Consider the following 19,118-nt stretch of genomic DNA (forward strand, 5'->3'; position numbering starts at 1 on the left):
TCAAGCCCGTTCACTTAGCCCAAAATGTGACGTTTGACACTGTATACAGAGGTCTATATACCTCTATAATCCGAAATAGAAAGGACATAAGCCTGATGCCGAAATCACTGACTCCCCGAGACCGCGTATTGACTGCCTTCAGCCACCAGCAGCCCGATCGCTGCCCGGTCGATTTTCTGGCGACCAATGAAGTGTGGGCGAAGCTGCTGGCGCATTTCCAGCCGGATGCCACCGCGGTCGGGTCGTCTGATTACTTCGACCCCCAGCGCGAAGCCATCCTGCGCCTGCTTGACGTGGACTGCCGCGTCGTCTCCTACGATATGTTCTGCAATCCGCCGGATGATGCGCTGGAGCCGGGCGCGACCATTGAATGGTGGGATGTCCTCAGCCGCTCCACCCCGTGCCGTATGTGGCGGCAGCGACTGCCCGACGGCACCATGCGCGAAATCTTCGGGCGGCAGATGCGCATCGTGCGCAACCCCACCGGCGCGTATGAGGAAAACTGTGGCTACCCGCTGGCCGCTGCCACTACCGTCGACGAGCTGAAGTCGTACCGCTTCCCTGATCCCGATTGGTGGGATTACGCCGCCCTGCCCGCCGTCATCGACCACCTGAACCGCGAACAACCCTATCACATCCGCTTCCGCATCGGCTCGGTTTTCGAGGTCGCGTGGCAGCTGCGCGGCATGTCCAGCTTCTTGACCGATATGGCGATGGAACCGGACATCCCCAAATACATCATGGAGCGCCTCACCGACATTTATGTCGAGAATACGCGCCGCGTACTCGAGGTAGCCGGAGATAAACTCGACGCCGTCTATTTCTACGATGATGTCGCCAGCCAGAAGTCGCTGCTCATCTCCAAGGGCATGTGGGGCGAATTCATTCGTCCATGTCACGAGCGGATCATCGAGGTGGCCAAGCAGTACAACAAAACGGTCATGTACCACAGCGACGGCGCGCTGCGTCCGCTCCTGCCCGACCTGATCGACATGGGAGTCGATGTCCTCAATCCGGTGCAGGCCGACGCTAAAGGCATGGAACCTGTCGCCCTGAAAACCGATTTCGGCGATCAACTGGTGTTCCACGGCGGCATCGACATCATCCGCACGCTGCCCAAAGGCACGGTCGAAGACGTGCGCCATGAAGTCAGCGAACGGATTCGCGTGCTGGGTCAAGACGGTGGCTATGTGCTGTGCAGTTCGCATCACATCCAGTCAGATACACCGCTTGAAAATGTGCTGGCGATGTACGATCTTGCCCTGCGCGCTTCTACCACTGAGGCGTAAGTGTGGACACGAATCGGGAGCGGCGGCAAGCGCATTATCTCGCGCTGACGTGCGGTTCACAGGCGCGCGCCGTGTATGCGGCTGCCGCCCTCGCCCGCAGCATCGTCACCGTACGCCTGCTCGATCAAGGGCTGCACAACACGCCGAGCCAGCTTCGGGTGCAGCTTCAGCGGCAGATCGATGAGGTCGTGCCCGATGAAGTGGATGCCATCCTGCTGGTGTACGGGCTGTGCGGAAATGGGACATTGGGGCTGCGCGCCCGCGAAACACCGCTTGTCATTCCCCGCGCCCACGACTGCATTACGCTCTATCTCGGCAGTCGTCAGCGCTACCAGCAAGAGATCAGCGCGTACCCGGGAACCTACTGGTGCAGTCAGGATTACCTCGAACGCAATCGACAGGGCGATGAAGTCACGCTGGGCGCGTCGGCCAGCCTGTATGAACAGTACGTCGAAAAATATGGGCAGGACAACGCCGACTACCTGATGGAAGCGTTGGGCGCGTGGGCCGCGCATTATCAGCGCATGGTCTACATCGAAACGCCCGCGCCCGATGCCGCTGTTTACCGCAGCCAGGCCGAGGCGAAGGCCGCGCGCCGTCAGCTCCGGTTTGAGACGCTGCCGGGTAACCCCCGACTGGTCGAAGCGCTGATCACCGGGCACTGGGACGAGGCTGATTTTCTGATTGTGCCGCCCCACCATCAGATCGTCCGTGGAAATGATGAACTCATTATTCGTGCTGCTCCGGCAGCGCATTCATAAGAGGAAAAAATCGCATGGCGCTTCTTGAAGATATTCGGCAGGCAGTCATCGACGGCAACGCCAAGGCGACCGTCGCCAAAGTTGAGGAAGGGCTGGCCGCCGGACTCGACGCCAACCGCATTTTGAATGACGCCCTGATCTCGGGCATGCAGGAAGTCGGGCGCTTGTTTGAGGAAGGTGAATACTTCGTGCCCGAAATGCTGATCGCCGCCCGCGCCATGACAGCGGCGCTCAAGATTCTGCGGCCGCTGCTGGCGGCGCAAGGCGTCCGGGCGCTGGGTAAGATCGCCATCGGCACGGTGCAGGGCGATCTGCATGATATCGGCAAGTCGCTGGTGATCATGATGCTGGAAGGCGCGGGCTTCGAAATCGTGGACTTGGGGATCGACGTGCCCGCGGAGCGCTTTATCGAAGCCGCCCGCGGCGGTGCGCAGATCGTCGCCATGTCCGCCCTGCTCACCACCACCATGACCAACATGAAAACCGTCATCGACGCGCTGAAGGCCGAAAACGTGCGCGATCAGGTGCGTGTACTCATCGGCGGCGCGCCGATCACGCAGAGCTACGCCGATGAGATCGGCGCTGATGGCTATGCCCCGGATGCCACCTCGGCTGTCCGGGTGGCGCAGTCCTTGCTCGGCGAGGCGGGATGATATGAAAACGTTCAACTCGCTGGCAATCCCCCATGCTGATGACCTGATTTTCGGCCAGTGCCCACACCCGGTACGCTTAAAAAATGGTCTGGAGATTGGGAAGGGAACGGTGTATCCCGAGCTCAACTTCACGCTGCCGCCGATGGCCATCACGCGCGAAACGATGCCGAAAGTCCGCGAACAGTACACGGAGATCATCAACGCCGTATGCAGTCGGGCACTGGAACTGCACGCCCCCGGTTTGATCGTCGAGTTTGAGATGCTCCCCGATATGACGGCAGCGCCGCGCACGGCGCAGACATGCTCGCCATCGAATCAACGGGCGGCAAAGAAATTCACGATAACGCCATCCTGAACGCGGACGTGCCCACGATTGCCTTTGCGCTCGGCGTGCTCGCCTGCCGCGATATGGAATTTTTGTGGGATCACATCGTCCGCATCGCCGAGGCGCACGGCATTATCGCGTCGGGCGACTCCGCGTGCGGTTTTGCAAATACGGCGATGGTGCTGGCCGAAGGGCACAACATCCCCCGCGTGTTGGCCGCGCTCATCCGGGCCATGACCATTCCGCGCAGCTTGATCGCCTTTGAGCGCGGCGCGGTCGGTCCAAGCAAGGACTGCGCCTACGAAGGTCCCTTCATCAAGGCGATCACCGGCTGCCCGATCGCGCTGGAAGGCGCGGAAGCCGCGTGCGCGCATCTCTCCCCGATTGGCAACATCGCCAAAGCGACAGCCGATCTGTGGAGCAACGAGTCCGTGCAGAACGTGCGCTTGCTGGGTGGCATGGCTCCCGTCGTGTCGGTGGAGCAGCTCCTCTATTCCACCCGTTTGATGAACGTGGCGACCGATCAAGGGGACAGTGCCGCGCATATGCTCCGCGACTGCTTCGTCGCGTCGGACGCCAACCTCGATCCGCAAGCCTACATCCTGCGTCCCGACGTCGTGATTGAAATTTCGCAGGTGATTGTCGACGCGCCGACGCCCTATCTGCGCACGCGCGCCGCCGGGCTGAAAGCGCTGGAAATTCTGCGCCGAGCACAGGGGAACGGCGACATTCATCTGCCGCGCACCGAGGCCAAGTGGCTGGATCGGTTATCTGCGCAGTTGGAAGCCGTGCCTGAAGATGAAGCCGAGCTGATCGCTGAAGTCGTGCCCACGCTTTAACTCGACAAGGTGCGCCTCGACCAGTATCTGCTTCCGGTGCCTAGCGCATGATGCGAAGCCTTGTCTTCCAACCGCTCGGCAGGCGCGTACCGGCCGAGCCGGGGGGCACGCTGCTCGATATCGCCCGTAAAGAAGGCATCGGCCTCAGTTCGGTGTGCGGCGGGGTCGGCACGTGCGGTGACTGCCGCGTTCGCGTGCAGGGAACTGCCGTCACGCCGCTCAACGACACCGAACTCGACGTGCTCTATCCGCACGAAACCAACACCGGACTGCGCCTTGCGTGTCAGGTGGAAGTGCTGGCGGGCACGGAAGACATTGTGGTCGATATTCCGCCCGAAAGCCTGATCGTCGCCCAGCGTAGTCAAGTCGAAGGGGTCGAGATCAAGGAACAGTTACAGATCGGAATTGAAATTTACGATCTGGAAGCCACTCCGCCATCGATCCATGATCTGCGCGGCGACTGGGAGCGGTTAGCGGGCAGTCGAGCCGCCCAGTGGCAGATCGACGCGCCCGTACTGGCGGGTCTGCCCGCCCTCGCCCGTCAGCAGCACTGGCGCGTGCGGGTCGTCGTCGAACGAGAGCGAGTTCTCGCAATTTTGCCACCCGCTACCCATCCTCTGGGTTTCGCAGTGGACATCGGCACCACCGGACTCGCCGCCTACCTCATCGATCTGATCACCGGGGCAACGCTCGCCGCCGCGGGCGCGACCAATCCGCAGATCGCCTATGGCGAAGATGTCATGTCCCGCTTGGCGCTCGTCTTGCGCGACCCAACGCGCGGAACTCACTTGCAGCACACGCTGATTCAGGAACTCAATCGGCTCATTGGCGTCTTGTGCGCGGAAGCGTCTGTGAATGCTGCGGCGCTTGTCGCGGTGTGCGCGGTTGGCAACACGGCCATGCATCATCTGTTTTGGGGGCTGCCCGTCGATCATCTCGGCTTAGCGCCTTATGTCCCCGCCGTGACCTCGGCGCTCACCGCGCCAACCCGCGATCTCGGCCTCAAGCTTGCGCCGGGCGCCAGCGTCTACAGCCCACCCTGTATCGCCGGGTTTGTCGGCGCGGATCACGTGGCTATGCTCATCGCCAGCCAGGCGGAGGATCGCGATGGCGTCGTGCTCTATCTCGACATCGGCACGAATACGGAAATCAGTTTAACGGCGCACGGCCAGCACTGGTGCTGCTCCGCCGCTTCGGGCCCAGCGTTTGAGGGTGCGCATATCGAATACGGCATGCGGGCGGCCGTCGGCGCAGTTGACAAGGTCACATGGGCGGATGAACATCTACGCTGGCACACGATTGGCAACGCCCCGCCCATTGGCCTCTGCGGTTCGGGTTTGATCGATGCGCTGGCCGTGCTGCGTGACCATGACGTCATCACCCCCATCGGCGGATGGCACCGTCAGCACCCGCTCGTCCAACGTGCGGACAACCGCGGGTGGGTCGAAATCGTCAGTGCGGCGGAGAGTGCCAACCAGCAGGCGATCAGCCTGAACCGCGCCGACATCGGCGAAATTCAGATGGCGAAAGGCGCCATTCGGGCTGGCATCAAACTGCTGTGCGAACTAGCAGGCATTGACGAAACGGACATCGATACGCTTGTGCTCGCCGGGGCCTTTGGCAGCTATATCGATCCGATCAGCGCGCGGACCATCGGTCTCATCCCGCCGCTCCCGCTTGACCGGATTCAGCAGGTGGGCAACGCGTCGGGGATTGGCGCCAAGCACCTGCTCCTCAATCGGGAGCAGCGCCGGGTGGCTCAGGAGCTGATCAGTCGGATTGTGTACGTTGAGCTGACCACCCACCCTGATTTCCAAGATCGCTACAGCCAGGCGCTGCGCCTCACCCCGGATCTGTGGGATTGAGCGGACCACAAACCACCAAAACAGAGGCATGAGGGAGATTAAAAAGCTTCCCCAAATTCTGACTCACACCAGCGGACGGAATGATACAGTAGGGACAGCGCAGGCGCTGTCCGCTGCGAACGGACAAGGCCTGCCTTGTCCCTACAAACACCGTCTTCTTTTCTTAAAATGCATCATTGCGTCCCTACGAAAACGAACTTGGTTTGACGAGCACTGTTGTCTTCCCTCCCTGAATTCGGGGAGGTGCCGGGGGTGGGGTCGAAAGCTGACCTTTTCCACACCCTCAAGCCTCGTCCTTTGGTTGAAATGCGGTTTGTGGCTTAATCCATCGTGTCGAAAGTACGTACCATTCCGCGATACCCAGCGAAGGCATCACGGATCCGCGCGGTGGCGCGCTGACTCATCGGCGTGGGTAGTGCATCAGCGGGGAAAAACTCCACCGCCGTAATTTCGTCGTTGGGCGACCAGAGTTTCCGTTCAAGCGGCGTCACATGAAAGAAGAAGGCGTGATCATTTTTGGTTGGCACCGAATACACGCCGATCAAGTGCTCGACGCGCACGACCCAGCCAGTTTCTTCCAGAACTTCGCGGCACACGGCATCGACGGGCGACTCGCCGCTTTCGACCATGCCACCGGGCGTCGTCCAAGTGCGCGCGCCGTAACCACGTTGAGCACACAGGATGCGTCCGGTGTCGTCAAACAGGGCGGCAAACGCCCCCAAAATCATCTGTCCCTGCCGGTTTGAGCGCGAAGCGAACATTGCGCGGCTCTCTCTTAACTTCTCGATGGAGTCACTCTCGCCAATTCTAGCGACAAAGCCCACAGTAGACGAACGAACCTGTGGGGTGGAAAAACTTCATCTGACGCTGCCAACGACCTCTAAAGGGCGGGAAGAATATGCTATGCTTCTTTACCGTTATCCGGTATTTCAAGCATAACACTGCTGCCAAAATGGTCTATCACTTCCTACTGTGCTTTGCTTCGCTCATTTTTGATATGTTTGCGTCAATCCGTCTAGCGCCTGATGAGAAAGACCTGCAGATTGCCCTGCTCCATCAGCAGCTCCGCGCGCTGGAGCGCAAAACGAATACCAAATCGCGTCTCTCGAGTCCTGAAAAGTTAATGATTGTTGCCCTCGTGACTCGTTTGCAGAGACAGACGCGGCAATGGCAGCAACGTGTGCGCGAAGCACTGGTGCTCGTCCAACCCGACACCGTGCTCAAATGGCATCGAGAACTCGTCCGCCGGAAGTGGACGTTTCAGCACCCGAACCGAGGGGGCGACCACGGCTTGATCGCGACATCGAAGTGCTGATTCTCCGGATCGCCCATGAGAGTCCACGAATGGGGTACGACAAGATCCATGGAGAATTACTGAAGCTGGACTTCACAGTTAATCCGACGACCGTCAAAAACATCCTCCGTCGTCATGGGTTGTCACCTGCACCTCAACGTGGTAAGACTTCGTGGCATACCCTTTCTGAAGCACTATCGGGAGCAGATGCTGGCATGCGATTTCTGCAGCGTTGAAACCATCCATCTGCGGACTCTGTATGTGCTCTTCTTCATCGAACTTGGCTCGCGTCGTGTCCATCTCGCCGGTTGCACCGCGAGCCCCGATAATGCCTGGGTCACTCAGCTGGCACGGCCGCTTGTCTGGCAACTGGAGGATACAACAATGTCCATGCGTTTCCTCATTCATGACCGCGACGTCGCCTGAATCTTCCCTCAGATAAGGTTTTCCACCTTACACCAGTTACTCAATCGAACGAGTCAGAGAGTTCGGTGTATGGGAAACTTGCATCTCGACAACCTCAGCCTCCCGGCGAAAGCGTATCGGACTGCAAAGCATGCAAATCACCATGACAATTCGTACACGCAGCGAGTTCGACCTGCATGGTATGACCGGCATTTGACAGGTAGCGACCGTAGCGATCCGGTTCGGTCACCATATGACAGGCGATACAATCGGCCACGGGTTCAGCGCCCTGCATGTGGATGTTATCCGTATGGACGGCGGCCGGATGGCAGTCGGTACATCCACCATCCTGATGCATATGCGGGTTGGTCGTTGGCGCTTCCTGCAGATGACAGCTACCGCATAGGGTCGCGCCATCAACTGCGTTGATACCGGTAGAATGGGGCTCATGACAGCCAAAACAGTCGACCACACGCGGACCGTTATGGGCGCTTAGCTCCCACTCGCCATACGTCAGCGCATGATCCGCGCCGTGACACCCCGCACAATCGGCTGCCGAACTGAGCACGTTCATTGTGCCATGATAGTAATACCCATCCCCTTCACGGCGCGTGTCGTCGATGGTGCGATGACATGCGCCGCAGCCTACCCCCGCAAAGGCCCATGCACCCGGCACAGGACCATAGGATGGGCTGTGACAGCTCAGGCAGGCCTCAGCTTGCCGCGCTCGCTCCCATGCAGCTTGAAACACCTCATCGTCATAGGCACGACCATGATCGGAGCGCACCCAACGGTCGTATTCGTCTTCGTGGCAGTTACCGCACAGGTGGGGCGACCGATTCGCATACTCGCCCTCCTGAGCAAATACGACGGCGCTGCTGTACACAAGCAGCGCCAAGCCCAATAATGCCGCCCACAGGCGCAGCCCGGGCGGTCGTCGCACTTCAATATCCATCATCAGCCTCACGCAGCCCAGCGAGAAGTCCCTAGCTGCCCGCCTCGCTGGTCGCGGCCTCGGTCGCTTCTGCGCTACCGGCTGCTTCAATTAACTCACGCACTTCCCGCAGCTCACGGTTGAGTCGATCCAGAATCTCCTGCACCTGCGCGCCTTCGAAGCCGGATGCGCCATCCATATGGCGCTGTTCAATGGCCAGTTCGGCGACGATCGCTGCCTCCCGATCCTGCAGTTGTTCGAGGGTCATCGCTTCCATAGCAGGCGTCGGTGTGACCGCGACGGTTGGCGCGGGGGTGCGCGTCGGCGCGGATGTGACCGTCGGCGGCAGCGGTGTAGCGGTCGGTTCCGTCGCCCCGCCACACCCCGCGAGGATCAGCAGCAGGCTGATGAGGATCATGAGTGTTTGCATCGGTCGTGTCATGAACAACTCCTCAAAGATTCACTTTCTGCGCCCTGAGCTGTGAGGCTGTCGAGCAGCAGCGCAAGAGTTTGTCGTTCCCAGTTCAAAAATCCGCGCAGCACGCCCGCCAAGCCCGCGTAAAACGCGGTTGCGGCGCGCGTTTGGGTCATTGTGATGAAATCAGGTGTCCAAATCAGCAGATGTTTGCGCACAAACGCCTGCTGTTCTTCAAGCAAAATGCGCTCCGCTTCTGGATCGTCCATTTGCAGCGCCTGCAGGACGCGTTCCGTCAGCACCTTCATGAATTCCAGCTCAATGGCGATCGAGTCTTCGGGCGCTTGATTGATCCGAATGAATTCCATGCCGTGCCGCGCGTAGAACTCACGCACTTCAAGCGTATGCCGGTCGAAGATCAGGTGTTCCTCGTTCCGGTACACACTCTCCCACGGCGGCGCGAGCATCGGTCCGGGACCGATGAAGAGCTGCATGAAGTCCAGACGCAGATCCTCCAAAGTATTCATAGTGAGAGCGCTGTCCATCCCCTTCAGGTCGGTCTGAACCTCATCGTCCAACTGGATAGGAAAATTGGCGAAGGGTCGTTCGGCCATCAGCCATTCCAGCAGCTCGGCGCGTGGCGGATCCTGATACAGCCGCTGCAACAGCGCATACACGCTCAATCGTGCCTGATAGATAAGGAGTCGCTCGTTCATCAAGCTAGACCCCGCCGATCATCAGCATGGCATTTCGTGCGTAGAACAGGTAACGCCCAATGACCTCCCCCGCCAAGACACACGCAAAGGCGAGGACAACCAGCAAATAGAGTAAGCGCTGACGCTGCGAACGTTCTGACAGGTACGCGATAAAGACCGCCAGTACCCCAGCGCCCGTGAACGCGAGGAACAGCCGCAGGAACCAATGCACCGCGAAATCAGTGTGCAGCATGCGCAGAATTTGCGCATTGAGTGGGTTGGGGTTCGCCGCCAGATAGACGAGATAGATCGGGATAGCGACGAACAACACACCGACCAATGCGATCGACGCGAACGAGATCCCCTTGATGACATCGCGCAGCAGCGATTCTTGGATCGCTAAGGAGGCGGGTTCAATGTGCTTGCGTCCGCGCAGCCACAGGTAGTTGGCGACAAAACCGACGCCGAGCATCAGACTGCCGAGCAAACCGGTATCGACGAAGAACAGAATCGGCGTGTAGATGTGCGCCCAACCCGTCTGTCGAGATGCGAGGCGCGGATCGTAGTAGATCATCGCCGCGGACAGGACGAAGAAAATGCCGATAAGCGCGGCGATCCACGCGAGGAGGATGCGCAGCTTGGGCAAGAAACCGCCCGTCGTCTGGTTGATCTGCTGCTGACGCTCCGGTGACAACAGCGTCAGAGCCTGCAAAATGGCGAACGCGCCGCCGAACACCAGAAACGCGCCGTAAGCCGCGACTTCACGCGCCAACCACGAGGTGTCGAGGTTGCTCAACATGTTGAACACGCGCTCGGGATTACCAACATGACCGAAAACGGCGAGCATCCCCAGCAGCAGCAGCGGACCGATCACCAACAGCGCCCGTGTGCTCAGCAGATCGGCGTGCTGCGCAGAGTGCTTCCGGGCGGCATAGAGATGCGCCAGCCCGAGGGCGATGAACGCGCCGACCGATAAATCGCCGATGATATTAAAGATGATGAGGGACCACTCATTGTCGGGGTAGTTCATGGAATGTGTTCCATCCGCAACTAGTTGACAAAAAGATCATTCAAACCGGTACAGCCAAACGACGCCTCGCCCTGTGAGTCGTCACGACAGACAGGGCGAGGCGTCCAATTTCACCAGCTAGAGCCTCGACATGCGATCAAATCTCTTCCTGATTCAAGATCGCACCGACCCGGTCTCCGGCTGCCGTGTTCGCCGTGTACAGCGCATTCGGCTGAATGTCTTGGGGGTCGGCAAGGGGCACGATTTGGAACGTTGCTTCCGGGTGACGCGCGCGGAGTTCTTCCACGTCGCCCCACTCCATTGCGCGCATGGGGCATGCTTCCACACAAGCTGGCGACCCACCCGCATCGACGATGTCTTTGCAGAAGTCGCACTTGTTGACGATGCCCTGCTCTTCGTAGAACACCGGCGCGCCCCACAGGCACGCCCACTCACAGTAATGGCAGCCAATGCACTGCTCGACGTCGATCTTCACGATCCCGTTGCTGTCTTTGGAAATTGCGGAGGTCGGGCAAACGGGCAGACACGGCGGGTTGCTACAATGATGGCACGCGGTCGGCACGAAGTACGCAAACACATCCGGCACCCATGCTTGACCGACTTTTTGCCAGTCACCACCACCCACTTCGAGAACACGTCGCCAGTTCATCCCGGGTTCATTGCCCGCACGATCCTTGCACGCCATCTGACAGGCTTTGCATCCGATGCAGGCATTCAAGTCTACGTAGAAACCATATTGAGCCATTGTCGATCTCCTAGACCTTCTCGACCTGCACCATCATCGTCTGCTGAGTGTTGCCGAGAGCTAACGGCGACGGGCGTTCCGAGGTCAGGACGTTCACACATCCACGCCGATCAACGCCGTCGGCGTCCGGTGTATACCAAGCGCCCTGCGGAATGTTCACGACACCGGGCATGATCCGAGGTGTGACGCGCGCCGGGATGATCATCGCACCGCGATCGTTCCAGATCCGCACCATGTCGCCTTCTTGAATGCCACGCTCAGCCGCATCAGCGGGATTGATGAACACGCGCTGCGGGAAGGCCTCTTCCAGCCAGTCGATGTTGTCGAGAGTCGAGTGAATGCGGTGCATGTAGTGGTTGCCAATCGCTTGCAGTGGATAATTCTCCGCTTCGGGCGACCACGGGCTGTCCCACTCCACAATGAACTTCGGAATCGCGGGGATTTCGTCGGGTTTATTCATGTCCGCGAGGGCGGGGGAGAAGATTTCCACCAGACCGGACGGGGTAGTCAGCGGATTGGCGACCGGATCGGCGATGAAGTCGGCGAACGCGACCGGCGGATTCTCGGCGTACGGCACCGTCATCGAACCACGGGTTTCAAACGCTTCGGCGTCGCCATAGATCGCGGCGTTGTCCGTAGTCAGCGTCTGAATCCACTGGCGGAACCAGTCTTCTTCGGTCTTGCCGCCTTCGGTGTACTCATCATAGATGCCCAAACGTTCCGCAATCATCGCCGCAATCGCGTAATCACTCTTCGTGCCATACAGCGGTTCAATCACCTTGGGCAGCAGCACGCGGCTGGGGCCGTACTTCCAGTTCCCCGTCATGCCAAACGTTTCCATGAATGTACACGCCGGGAGGATGATGTCGGCGAATTTTGCCGACGGTGTCAGGAACTGCTCGTGCACGACGATGAATTCCGCAAGCGACTCGTCCGCGAGAATTTCTTTCGTCCGGTTGAGGTTGCCATGCTGGTTCGCGAGGCAGTTGCCCGCCGCGTTGTAAACCAACTTGATGTTCGTGGGAAGCGTTTCTTCGCCCTCAGCCAAACCACGTACGCCGTCCGCGCGTCCCATTTCCGCGCCCCGCAGGATCGCGTCAGTGTACATATAGCTCGGAACGGAATAGGGTACGGCATTCGCCACGGACGGGAAGCCTGCGCCCGGCGCTGATTCGCCACCAATGGCAAAGGCGATACCAGATGCCCAACCACCGGGGATGCCAATGTTACCGGTCAGCGCGGGCAGCACGCAGCCCATGCGCACGACCTGCTCACCATAGGCGCGGCGCTGAATACCGTAGCCTTGGTAGAGCATCGCGGGCTTGGTCGTGCCGTATTCGCGACCGATCCGCGCGATCGTATCCGCCGGGACGCCCGTGTATTCTTCCGCCCACGCCGGGGTCTTCGGCACGCCGTCGCTCTCGCCCAGAATGTAGGCTTTGAACGACTCTGCGTTTTCGTACCCAGCGGGCATATGATCCGCATCGTAGCCGATCGCATAGGTGTTAACGAAATTCTCGTCAATCAGCCCCTGAGTGATGAGGACATAGGCCATTGCCGCCATCATTGCCGTGTCGGTGCCGGGACGGATGGGGATCCATTCGTCGGCGAGGCCGACGGCGCTCATGGTGTGGCGCGGGTCGATGACGATAGTCTTGGCGCCAGCTTCCCGGGCACGCTTGACAAAGTACATCGTGTTCGTGCCGTCGATCATCTCAGCCGGGTTCCAGCCCCACATGAGGATGAGCTTGCTGTTGAGCCAGTCCAAACGGCTCTGACCGGTGTTCTGGGTACCGTACACGGTCGGCGTCGCAACTTGCACGCACGCCCACGAGTAGTTGTTGTAGTAGCCGAGGCGACCACCAAACAGATCGAGCAGGCGGGCTGCCGTCCCTGACCCGGCGGTGGTCGAGCCACCACCAGTCGCATAGTGCGAGTAGATTGCCGCGTTGCCGTAAGTTTCCTTCACACGGATCAAGTTCTCCGCGACGGTATCGACGGCTTCTTCCCAACTGATCTCCTCGTACAAGCCCGAACCGCGCGGGCCGGTGCGGCGCAGCGGTGACTTGAGGCGATCCGGCGCATAGACGCGACGGCGATAGGAACGACCGCGGACGCACGCGCGCAGCTGCGGATCCATCGGATCATCGGGGCGATCTGTGTCCGATGTGATCCGAATGATGACGCCGTCCTGAACATGCGCTTTGAGAACGCACCGTCCACCGCAGTTATGGGCACAGCCGGTGGGGATGACCTGAACCTCGCCCGCCGCCGCCAGCGCTTGTTCCAAGGGATACAAGCCGTTGACGAGGTTGACATTCGAGGTCAGGAGGGCCGCTGCTCCCGTCGCCGCCGACCACTGAAGGAAGGACCGCCGGCTAAGGGTAGCTTGATTGAGTTGGTTGAGCAGGTTTGTATCCTCATGTATGCTCATAAAAACAACCTCTCTCCCTGAAGGGTAATACTTTTAAACCAACCCGTTCCGCGTCATTGCTGTTGCAAACGGGCATTTTCGATTTTTGTGAACGCCGACGGAACGCGTAAGCCTTCCTCGACTATTCAAACTATATTGTGAATTACTGCACTTGTCTGTCAGCGGAGAGCGTAACTTGTGTCAGAAAAAGTCTGACATTCGTCACGGGCGAGATGAGGTGTGATCGCCTATGATTCACAGTATATAAATTGCATTTTGCCGAATTCCGGCTGCCCTGCGCCGGATAATAGAGGCCCTTTTTTCATAATGAGCCGATCGATCACCTTACCTCCGCGTGAGCATATCGAGGTTCGCTGGCTCTCTGCCCTTTCCGGCAGCTATCCCACTTGTGATCACGCACCTCGAAACCCAGATCCACGAGGCGACCCAATGCCTCTACCGCAGCCTATCGGGTCAGTCGGCCTCATGGGATATGCATCACCTCATGGCCGTACTCACAGGCCATCCATCGCTCAACGAATTGATGCGGGTGCTCCTTGCCCTGCGTTCGGCGGTCCGTCAGTCCTTAGCGGACAGCGACATCCACACGGTCTTGTGGCTCGATGAGCAGCTTGATCTCTGGATCGAAAATTGTACGAGCCGCTACAACCTCGCCCTTAAGCAGCAATCACACCACCGCTGGACGGAGCTGGTTCAGCGCGTTGTGCAGTTGAATACACTAAGCTACTGCCTCGCCGAACTGAACGCTTCCCTTGATCTGGTTTCCGCCTTCAATGCCACCGTCGAACTGGCACGCCAGCTCTCCGGCGCGGATCTCTGTGTCCTGTATCGGCGGGAGGGCGACCGGCTACACTTGCGCGCCAGTTCCGGCACAGCCCGTGCCTGCCCGCAGATTCTCATCGCCGACGATCAAAATGATTTGGAGCAAATCGTCGTCGATCAGCGGCATCACGACATCTCCCTTGAACTGGTATGTCAACAACTGGGCGTACCAGAGGTCAAAGCTCTCCATTGCACACCGCTCCGGGTGAACAACATCGCCATTGGCAAACTCGCAACGATATTCCTCACCGAGAAAACTTTTACACAGCAGGAACTGCGCCTTCAGGAGATTTTCGCGGATCGCGCCGCCCACGCCATCGACAATGCGCAAATTTACGAACAACTGGGGACGCTGATAGCCGAATGCGAACGCCGCCAGATTGCCTGCGAGATGCACGACACGCTGCTGCAAACCCTCATTTCGCTCAACATCAACCTCCGGGTGTTACACAATCACGCGCAGCAAGGTAACTGGCACGAAGTGCTGCCGCTCGTCGAGACTGCGCGCCAACTGGGTAAGGTCGCGATTCAGGAAGGTCAGGACGCCGTCAGCGAGATCTGCGGAAGCAGATCCCAGTGGCGCGGCCGGAGATCTGGTCGAGGCGCTCCAACCTGAGATTGCCGCTTTTGCCGACCGTGCCGGTCTCCTACCCGAAATCGAGACTCACGGTGAGGCCTACGTCCTGCCACAGATTAGCCATCAAGTGCAGCGTCTAGTCGGTGAGGCCCTAACCAACGTTCATCGCCACGCCAACGCGAGCAGGTCGGATCATCATCACTGCTAACGACGATCAACTGCGGGTCGGATCCGTGATGATGGCGTGGGCTTCCAGCTCTCAAGGGTCGATCAGGAGACGTCGTTTGGTCTGGTCGGCATGCACGAGCAGGCGCGGCTCATTCACGGCACGGTGACGATCGATTCCGCGCCAGGTGATGGGACAACGGTTACCATCACCTGCCCGCTGCGCTGAGCATTTGCCCAAAGTCAGCATTTTTTCTGAAGGTTGTGCGGATTTTTCTGACAGCCGGCCCCGAAAATAGTGATACCTTGGTCATAGTAGAGAGTTTGAATGGGTGGCCATGACAGATCACGACCAATTGGATGAACGTCTTCAAGTGCTGTCGTCGGTACTGACACATGTCCTCGCCACACAGGAGGATGAGCGTCGGGCGGTGATCCATTCTTTACAAGAGGACGTTGGTCAGGCGCTGACGGCCTGGCACTCAATCTGCGCGTGCTTGAAAAGCGCTGCGATCCGCCCCTCTCTGGAACTGATCGGAGAGATGCGTGAGCTGGTGACTGGCGCACTGCGCGATCTGGATCACGTGCAGCGCACGCTGTATCCGCCGGCCCTCGACAGTCAGGGACTCGTCCCGGCGGTGGAAATGTGTATTCAGGGTTTGCGCATTCGACGCAGGTCCGGGTGGCATTGGACGCGGAAGTCTTGCCCATGCGCCTGCCCGCAGTCATCGAGATCGCGCTGTTCCGGGGCTTACAGGAAGTGCTGGAACATCTCCGTCAGCAGCCAACGGTCAGTGAAGTGCGCTTACGTCTGCGTTTCATCAAGGAATTTGCCTATCTAGTGATCGAGGCAGAAGGTGTAACCCGGGCACCAGACTGGCGCGAAGATCTCATCAGCGCGCGAGCCTCGGCGTTGGGCGGCTGTTACGCGATTACCCCATCGCCCTGACGGGCACGCAATATACCATTGCCTTGCCTGTCTATCAGAAGGAAAGCCCATGATTCGCGTATTCATTGCCGAAGATCACATTGTCGTCCGCTCCGGTCTTCGTTTGCTGATCAATAACGAACCCGACATTACGGTTATTGGGAAGCTGAGAACGGGACAAGAAGCGATTGCAGGAGTGGAAGCACTTCAACCGGATATTGTGCTCATGGACATCTCGCTGCCCGATATGAACGGTATCGAAGCCATCCGGCGGTTAAAACAACACCCGACTGCGACTTGGCGCATCGTTGTGCTGACCATGCATCCGGAAGCCGACTATCTGCGGCTCGCGCTCGACGCGGGAGCAGATGGTTATGTAGTCAAATCGGTCGCCGATGATCAACTGCTCGACGCAATCCGGCTGGTGTATCGGGGACACTCTTTCTTGCGTCCCGAAGCTGTCGCCGTATTGATTGACGACGGTCGGTGCGCACGCCAGAGTCGCTCTATCCGAGCGCGAAATCGAGATTTTGAAACTGGTTGCGCATGGTCACACCAATGCGGAGATCGGCGCTCTCCTCTATCTCAGCCCCAAGACCGTCGACACGTATCGCCGGCGTGTGATGCAAACTCGCGCTCGACACGCGCCGATCTGGTCGACTATGCGCTGAGAAACGATTTACTAAAGCCGACACGGGACGTTCACCATGACCCCAGTCATTAACGAAGTCATCGCCGCTATTGGGCCAGATCGGCGACTTCACGCCCACCTACGCGGGCGCACGCTGCCTGAATCAACGACATCAGCGGGCGGGACAATGCGCATCCTGCGCCGCCGTCTGCCCCACACACGCAATCACCTTGACGCCAATACCCGTGATCGATGGTAACGCCTGCCTCTCCTGTGGCGCGTGCAGCGTCCGCGTGTCCCGTTGGCGCTCTGCAAGGCGTACGCACCCTCGCCGAAGATCTGGCACGATGCCCGCTCAGCTATGGACTCTGAGGGCCACCTCGCTTCGGGCTGCCGCGCTGTCACCAGCAATCCTGCCGCCACTGTACGCATCCCATGTGCCTGTGGACTGCCCTCCGAACTCTATGCAGCGCTCCGGAATGAACGGCGTCCGCAAGGTGTTGTTGTACACCGCGGAGCTGTGCGGAGCTGTGCGCTGGTCGGCGGACTGGTGCGCGCAGGAGGTCGTTCGAGATGCCCAGCAACTGCTCGAACCCCTGGGAATCGAATTGGAGATGGTGCGGACTGACGAGCCACCGCCGCCGTTACCGCAGCGCCCACCGCAACATTCGGGCGTCACACGGCGCGGCTTTTTCAGCGCCCTGCTCAAGCCCACCAGGCTCTGCGTGTGCCAGAGCAAACCGATCTGGTGGACAGTCTCATCGCCCAGGGAGTGAATACCCGGCGCGCCTTGTTGATCAATGCGCTGCAACGGCGCAGATCAGATCGTCTACCAGCGTCCCAACCTATGCAGGTCACTGGGGCGCGCTGATTGCGTCTGACGCGTGTATTGGCTGCCAGATGTGCCCGCAGTTCTGCCCGACCGCAGCGCTCGCCTCAAATGTGGATGCCGAGGACGGGTGACGCTCTCTGGTTTGATGCGGCCCGCTGTACGGCGTGTGGCTTATGTGTCCGCGCCTGTTTCACACGCACTCGCCTTAACAAGAAGTCCGTCCAGGCTCCAACCCAGCTCGCGAATAGTGAATACAAGGCCCTCCTGGAATGGCCGCCCACTAACAATCCCGAAGGAAGTCCTCAGGGCGTTTCAAACAGTCAAAGAAGTGAGTAATAGCTCTCTTGGTGCTGCTGTTTCTCAGCGCCGTTTGTTTCAAGGCTTATGGAAGCAATTCTGGCTGACCTTGCAGCAACATAGGCCGCTGAGCCGTCCGACCGAAAAGAAGGCATCAGCCGAGGTTAATCACAACTCGGTGCCAAAGGTTTAGGGAACATCAACGTTTCCGTCGCCATACGCGTCCCTCTACTCAGTCGTCGATCCGTAGCCCAAACTCCCCTCTTGCCGTGGTGCCCCGCGATAGACGAACATCTCGCTGATAAGATTTCTGCTTGTAGGGGCTACTTGAGCTATCTGGGCTGAATTAGCTTCAAACGAAGCTAAATGGATCACTTCATGACCATCCCTGCAACAACGAGAATTCTCAATGCGACTTAAAGCTCTACGCTCGGCCATCTCCGACGCTCCTCGCGTTCTCAACGTGCTCAGGCGATCCGTCAAGCAATGCTTCCAACCTGTCAAACCTCACCTCATCGGCGTAGCACGCGGAGCGTCAGCGCAGTAGGTCCGGCGGGCTGATCGTGGAAAACGCCTTTTGCGCCAACAGTTGATCGTGCTGCAACGTCAAACTAAGCGTCAGTTCTTACCTTCGCGCGACCGCGGACTCCTCGTCTTACTCGCGCGTCATTTCCCACGATGGCGAGAGGCACTGAAGATTGTCCAAACCAGACGCGTTGCTTAGTTGGCATCGTAAAGGTTCCGGTTATTCTGGCGTTTACAAGTCCAATGCCAGAACGCCCCAGCCTCGTGTCCCTGAAGCCGTGATCGTGCTCATGTATGCCGCGACACTCGACAATCGCTTGTAGGGATAAAAACGCATTCGGGATGAACTGCAAAAATTGGGCTATCCCTTATGCGGCAATACGCCCATAACCAAGTACATTCGCGCTGAAGTTCGGCCAACTCCACCGCCTCGAACCCTGGTCAGACGTGGGGCGGCTTTCTAAGGAATCGCGCTTCTGACACATCTGGGCGTGCGATTTTCTTCAGACCTATGACCTCTGGTTTCCCGGACTCTGTTTGTCTTCTTCATCATTGAACTCGATTCACGGCGCGTCGTCCATTTTGCCGTGACATCCCATCCATCCGGCGTCTGGGTCGCGCAGCAATTGGGAAGCAGCGCCGTTCGACACGTCGATT

Annotated in this window: 22 protein-coding genes; 15 read left to right on the forward strand and 7 right to left on the reverse strand. The window is 59.1% G+C overall.

Going from position 1 to position 19,118, the window contains the following annotated elements; all coding sequences use genetic code 11:
* Positions 1-95: 95 nt before the first annotated feature.
* Genes IPK17_RS30525 through IPK17_RS30550 form a run of 6 tightly spaced genes read left to right on the forward strand, consistent with a single transcriptional unit; the run spans position 96 to position 5,732 of the window.
* On the forward strand, positions 96-1,289 hold the full coding sequence (locus IPK17_RS30525) for a uroporphyrinogen decarboxylase family protein (RefSeq protein WP_343421478.1): 1,194 nt from the start codon (positions 96-98) through the stop codon (positions 1,287-1,289).
* A 2-nt stretch (positions 1,290-1,291) separates the two neighbouring features.
* Complete coding sequence (locus IPK17_RS30530; RefSeq protein WP_343421479.1) at positions 1,292-2,050, forward strand: DUF1638 domain-containing protein; 759 nt, start codon at positions 1,292-1,294, stop codon at positions 2,048-2,050.
* A gap of 14 nt (positions 2,051-2,064) precedes the next feature.
* Positions 2,065-2,703, forward strand: a complete 639-nt coding sequence (locus tag IPK17_RS30535; protein ID WP_343421480.1) for a cobalamin B12-binding domain-containing protein — start codon at positions 2,065-2,067, stop codon at positions 2,701-2,703.
* Position 2,704: 1 nt separating this feature from the next.
* Positions 2,705-3,058 (forward strand): methyltransferase MtaB domain-containing protein, encoded by a 354-nt coding sequence (locus IPK17_RS30540; RefSeq protein WP_343421481.1) that lies wholly within the window; start codon positions 2,705-2,707, stop codon positions 3,056-3,058.
* On the forward strand, positions 3,004-3,867 hold the full coding sequence (locus IPK17_RS30545) for a methyltransferase MtaB domain-containing protein (protein WP_343421482.1): 864 nt from the start codon (positions 3,004-3,006) through the stop codon (positions 3,865-3,867). Before IPK17_RS30540 ends, IPK17_RS30545 begins: the two co-directional genes overlap by 55 nt.
* 47 nt (positions 3,868-3,914) lie before the next feature.
* Positions 3,915-5,732: an ASKHA domain-containing protein gene (locus IPK17_RS30550; protein WP_343421483.1), complete on the forward strand. Its 1,818-nt coding sequence runs from the start codon at positions 3,915-3,917 to the stop codon at positions 5,730-5,732.
* Positions 5,733-6,052: 320 nt separating this feature from the next.
* Here IPK17_RS30550 and IPK17_RS30555 read toward each other — a convergent pair whose 3' ends face one another.
* Positions 6,053-6,493 (reverse strand): NUDIX domain-containing protein, encoded by a 441-nt coding sequence (locus IPK17_RS30555; protein ID WP_343421484.1) that lies wholly within the window; start codon positions 6,491-6,493, stop codon positions 6,053-6,055.
* A gap of 137 nt (positions 6,494-6,630) precedes the next feature.
* On the opposite strand from IPK17_RS30555, the gene IPK17_RS30560 reads away from it, so the two are divergent.
* The 3 genes from IPK17_RS30560 to IPK17_RS30565 are packed head-to-tail and all read left to right on the forward strand — an operon-like array spanning position 6,631 to position 7,452.
* Positions 6,631-7,047 carry a hypothetical protein gene (locus IPK17_RS30560; RefSeq protein ID WP_343421485.1) on the forward strand — a complete coding sequence of 139 codons (417 nt, stop codon included), beginning with the start codon at positions 6,631-6,633 and terminating at the stop codon, positions 7,045-7,047.
* Positions 7,048-7,076: 29 nt separating this feature from the next.
* Positions 7,077-7,262 carry a hypothetical protein gene (locus IPK17_RS40730; RefSeq protein ID WP_350341659.1) on the forward strand — a complete coding sequence of 62 codons (186 nt, stop codon included), beginning with the start codon at positions 7,077-7,079 and terminating at the stop codon, positions 7,260-7,262.
* Positions 7,234-7,452, forward strand: a complete 219-nt coding sequence (locus IPK17_RS30565; protein WP_343421486.1) for a hypothetical protein — start codon at positions 7,234-7,236, stop codon at positions 7,450-7,452. Before IPK17_RS40730 ends, IPK17_RS30565 begins: the two co-directional genes overlap by 29 nt.
* A gap of 94 nt (positions 7,453-7,546) precedes the next feature.
* Here the strand turns inward: IPK17_RS30565 and IPK17_RS30570 are convergent, their stop codons facing one another.
* The 6 genes from IPK17_RS30570 to IPK17_RS30595 form a co-directional block, all read right to left on the reverse strand.
* Positions 7,547-8,374: a multiheme c-type cytochrome gene (locus IPK17_RS30570; protein WP_343421487.1), complete on the reverse strand. Its 828-nt coding sequence runs from the start codon at positions 8,372-8,374 to the stop codon at positions 7,547-7,549.
* Positions 8,375-8,417: 43 nt separating this feature from the next.
* Positions 8,418-8,807, reverse strand: coding sequence for a hypothetical protein (locus tag IPK17_RS30575; RefSeq protein ID WP_343421488.1), 390 nt, complete (start codon positions 8,805-8,807; stop codon positions 8,418-8,420).
* Positions 8,804-9,496, reverse strand: coding sequence for a TorD/DmsD family molecular chaperone (locus IPK17_RS30580; RefSeq protein ID WP_343421489.1), 693 nt, complete (start codon positions 9,494-9,496; stop codon positions 8,804-8,806). The genes IPK17_RS30575 and IPK17_RS30580 overlap by 4 nt, the downstream gene beginning before the upstream one ends.
* Before the next feature lie 4 nt (positions 9,497-9,500).
* Positions 9,501-10,505 (reverse strand): dimethyl sulfoxide reductase anchor subunit family protein, encoded by a 1,005-nt coding sequence (locus IPK17_RS30585; protein ID WP_343421490.1) that lies wholly within the window; start codon positions 10,503-10,505, stop codon positions 9,501-9,503.
* A 136-nt stretch (positions 10,506-10,641) separates the two neighbouring features.
* On the reverse strand, positions 10,642-11,250 hold the full coding sequence (locus IPK17_RS30590) for a DMSO/selenate family reductase complex B subunit (protein ID WP_343421491.1): 609 nt from the start codon (positions 11,248-11,250) through the stop codon (positions 10,642-10,644).
* A 10-nt stretch (positions 11,251-11,260) separates the two neighbouring features.
* Entirely contained in the window at positions 11,261-13,684 is a 2,424-nt protein-coding gene (locus tag IPK17_RS30595; RefSeq protein WP_343421492.1) for a DMSO/selenate family reductase complex A subunit, read from the reverse strand.
* Between the two features lie 388 nt (positions 13,685-14,072).
* Here IPK17_RS30595 and IPK17_RS30600 point away from each other — a divergent pair, with 388 nt between their 5' ends.
* The 6 genes from IPK17_RS30600 (at position 14,073) to IPK17_RS40745 (ending at position 17,975) form a co-directional block, all read left to right on the forward strand.
* Positions 14,073-15,122, forward strand: coding sequence for a GAF domain-containing protein (locus IPK17_RS30600; protein ID WP_343421493.1), 1,050 nt, complete (start codon positions 14,073-14,075; stop codon positions 15,120-15,122).
* 190 nt (positions 15,123-15,312) lie between these two features.
* The gene (locus IPK17_RS30605) at positions 15,313-15,477 is read left to right on the forward strand and encodes an ATP-binding protein (protein ID WP_343421532.1); all 165 of its coding nucleotides are present in this window, start codon (positions 15,313-15,315) and stop codon (positions 15,475-15,477) included.
* 417 nt (positions 15,478-15,894) lie between these two features.
* Positions 15,895-16,197: a sensor histidine kinase gene (locus tag IPK17_RS30610; protein ID WP_343421494.1), complete on the forward strand. Its 303-nt coding sequence runs from the start codon at positions 15,895-15,897 to the stop codon at positions 16,195-16,197.
* Between the two features lie 49 nt (positions 16,198-16,246).
* Complete coding sequence (locus IPK17_RS41160) at positions 16,247-16,900, forward strand: response regulator (protein WP_343421495.1); 654 nt, start codon at positions 16,247-16,249, stop codon at positions 16,898-16,900.
* Positions 16,884-17,066 (forward strand): hypothetical protein, encoded by a 183-nt coding sequence (locus tag IPK17_RS30620; RefSeq protein WP_343421496.1) that lies wholly within the window; start codon positions 16,884-16,886, stop codon positions 17,064-17,066. Before IPK17_RS41160 ends, IPK17_RS30620 begins: the two co-directional genes overlap by 17 nt.
* A 687-nt stretch (positions 17,067-17,753) precedes the next feature.
* On the forward strand, positions 17,754-17,975 hold the full coding sequence (locus IPK17_RS40745; RefSeq protein WP_350341662.1) for a 4Fe-4S binding protein: 222 nt from the start codon (positions 17,754-17,756) through the stop codon (positions 17,973-17,975).
* The last annotated feature ends 1,143 nt before the right edge of the window (positions 17,976-19,118 follow it).

Source organism: Candidatus Flexifilum breve (assembly GCF_016713355.1).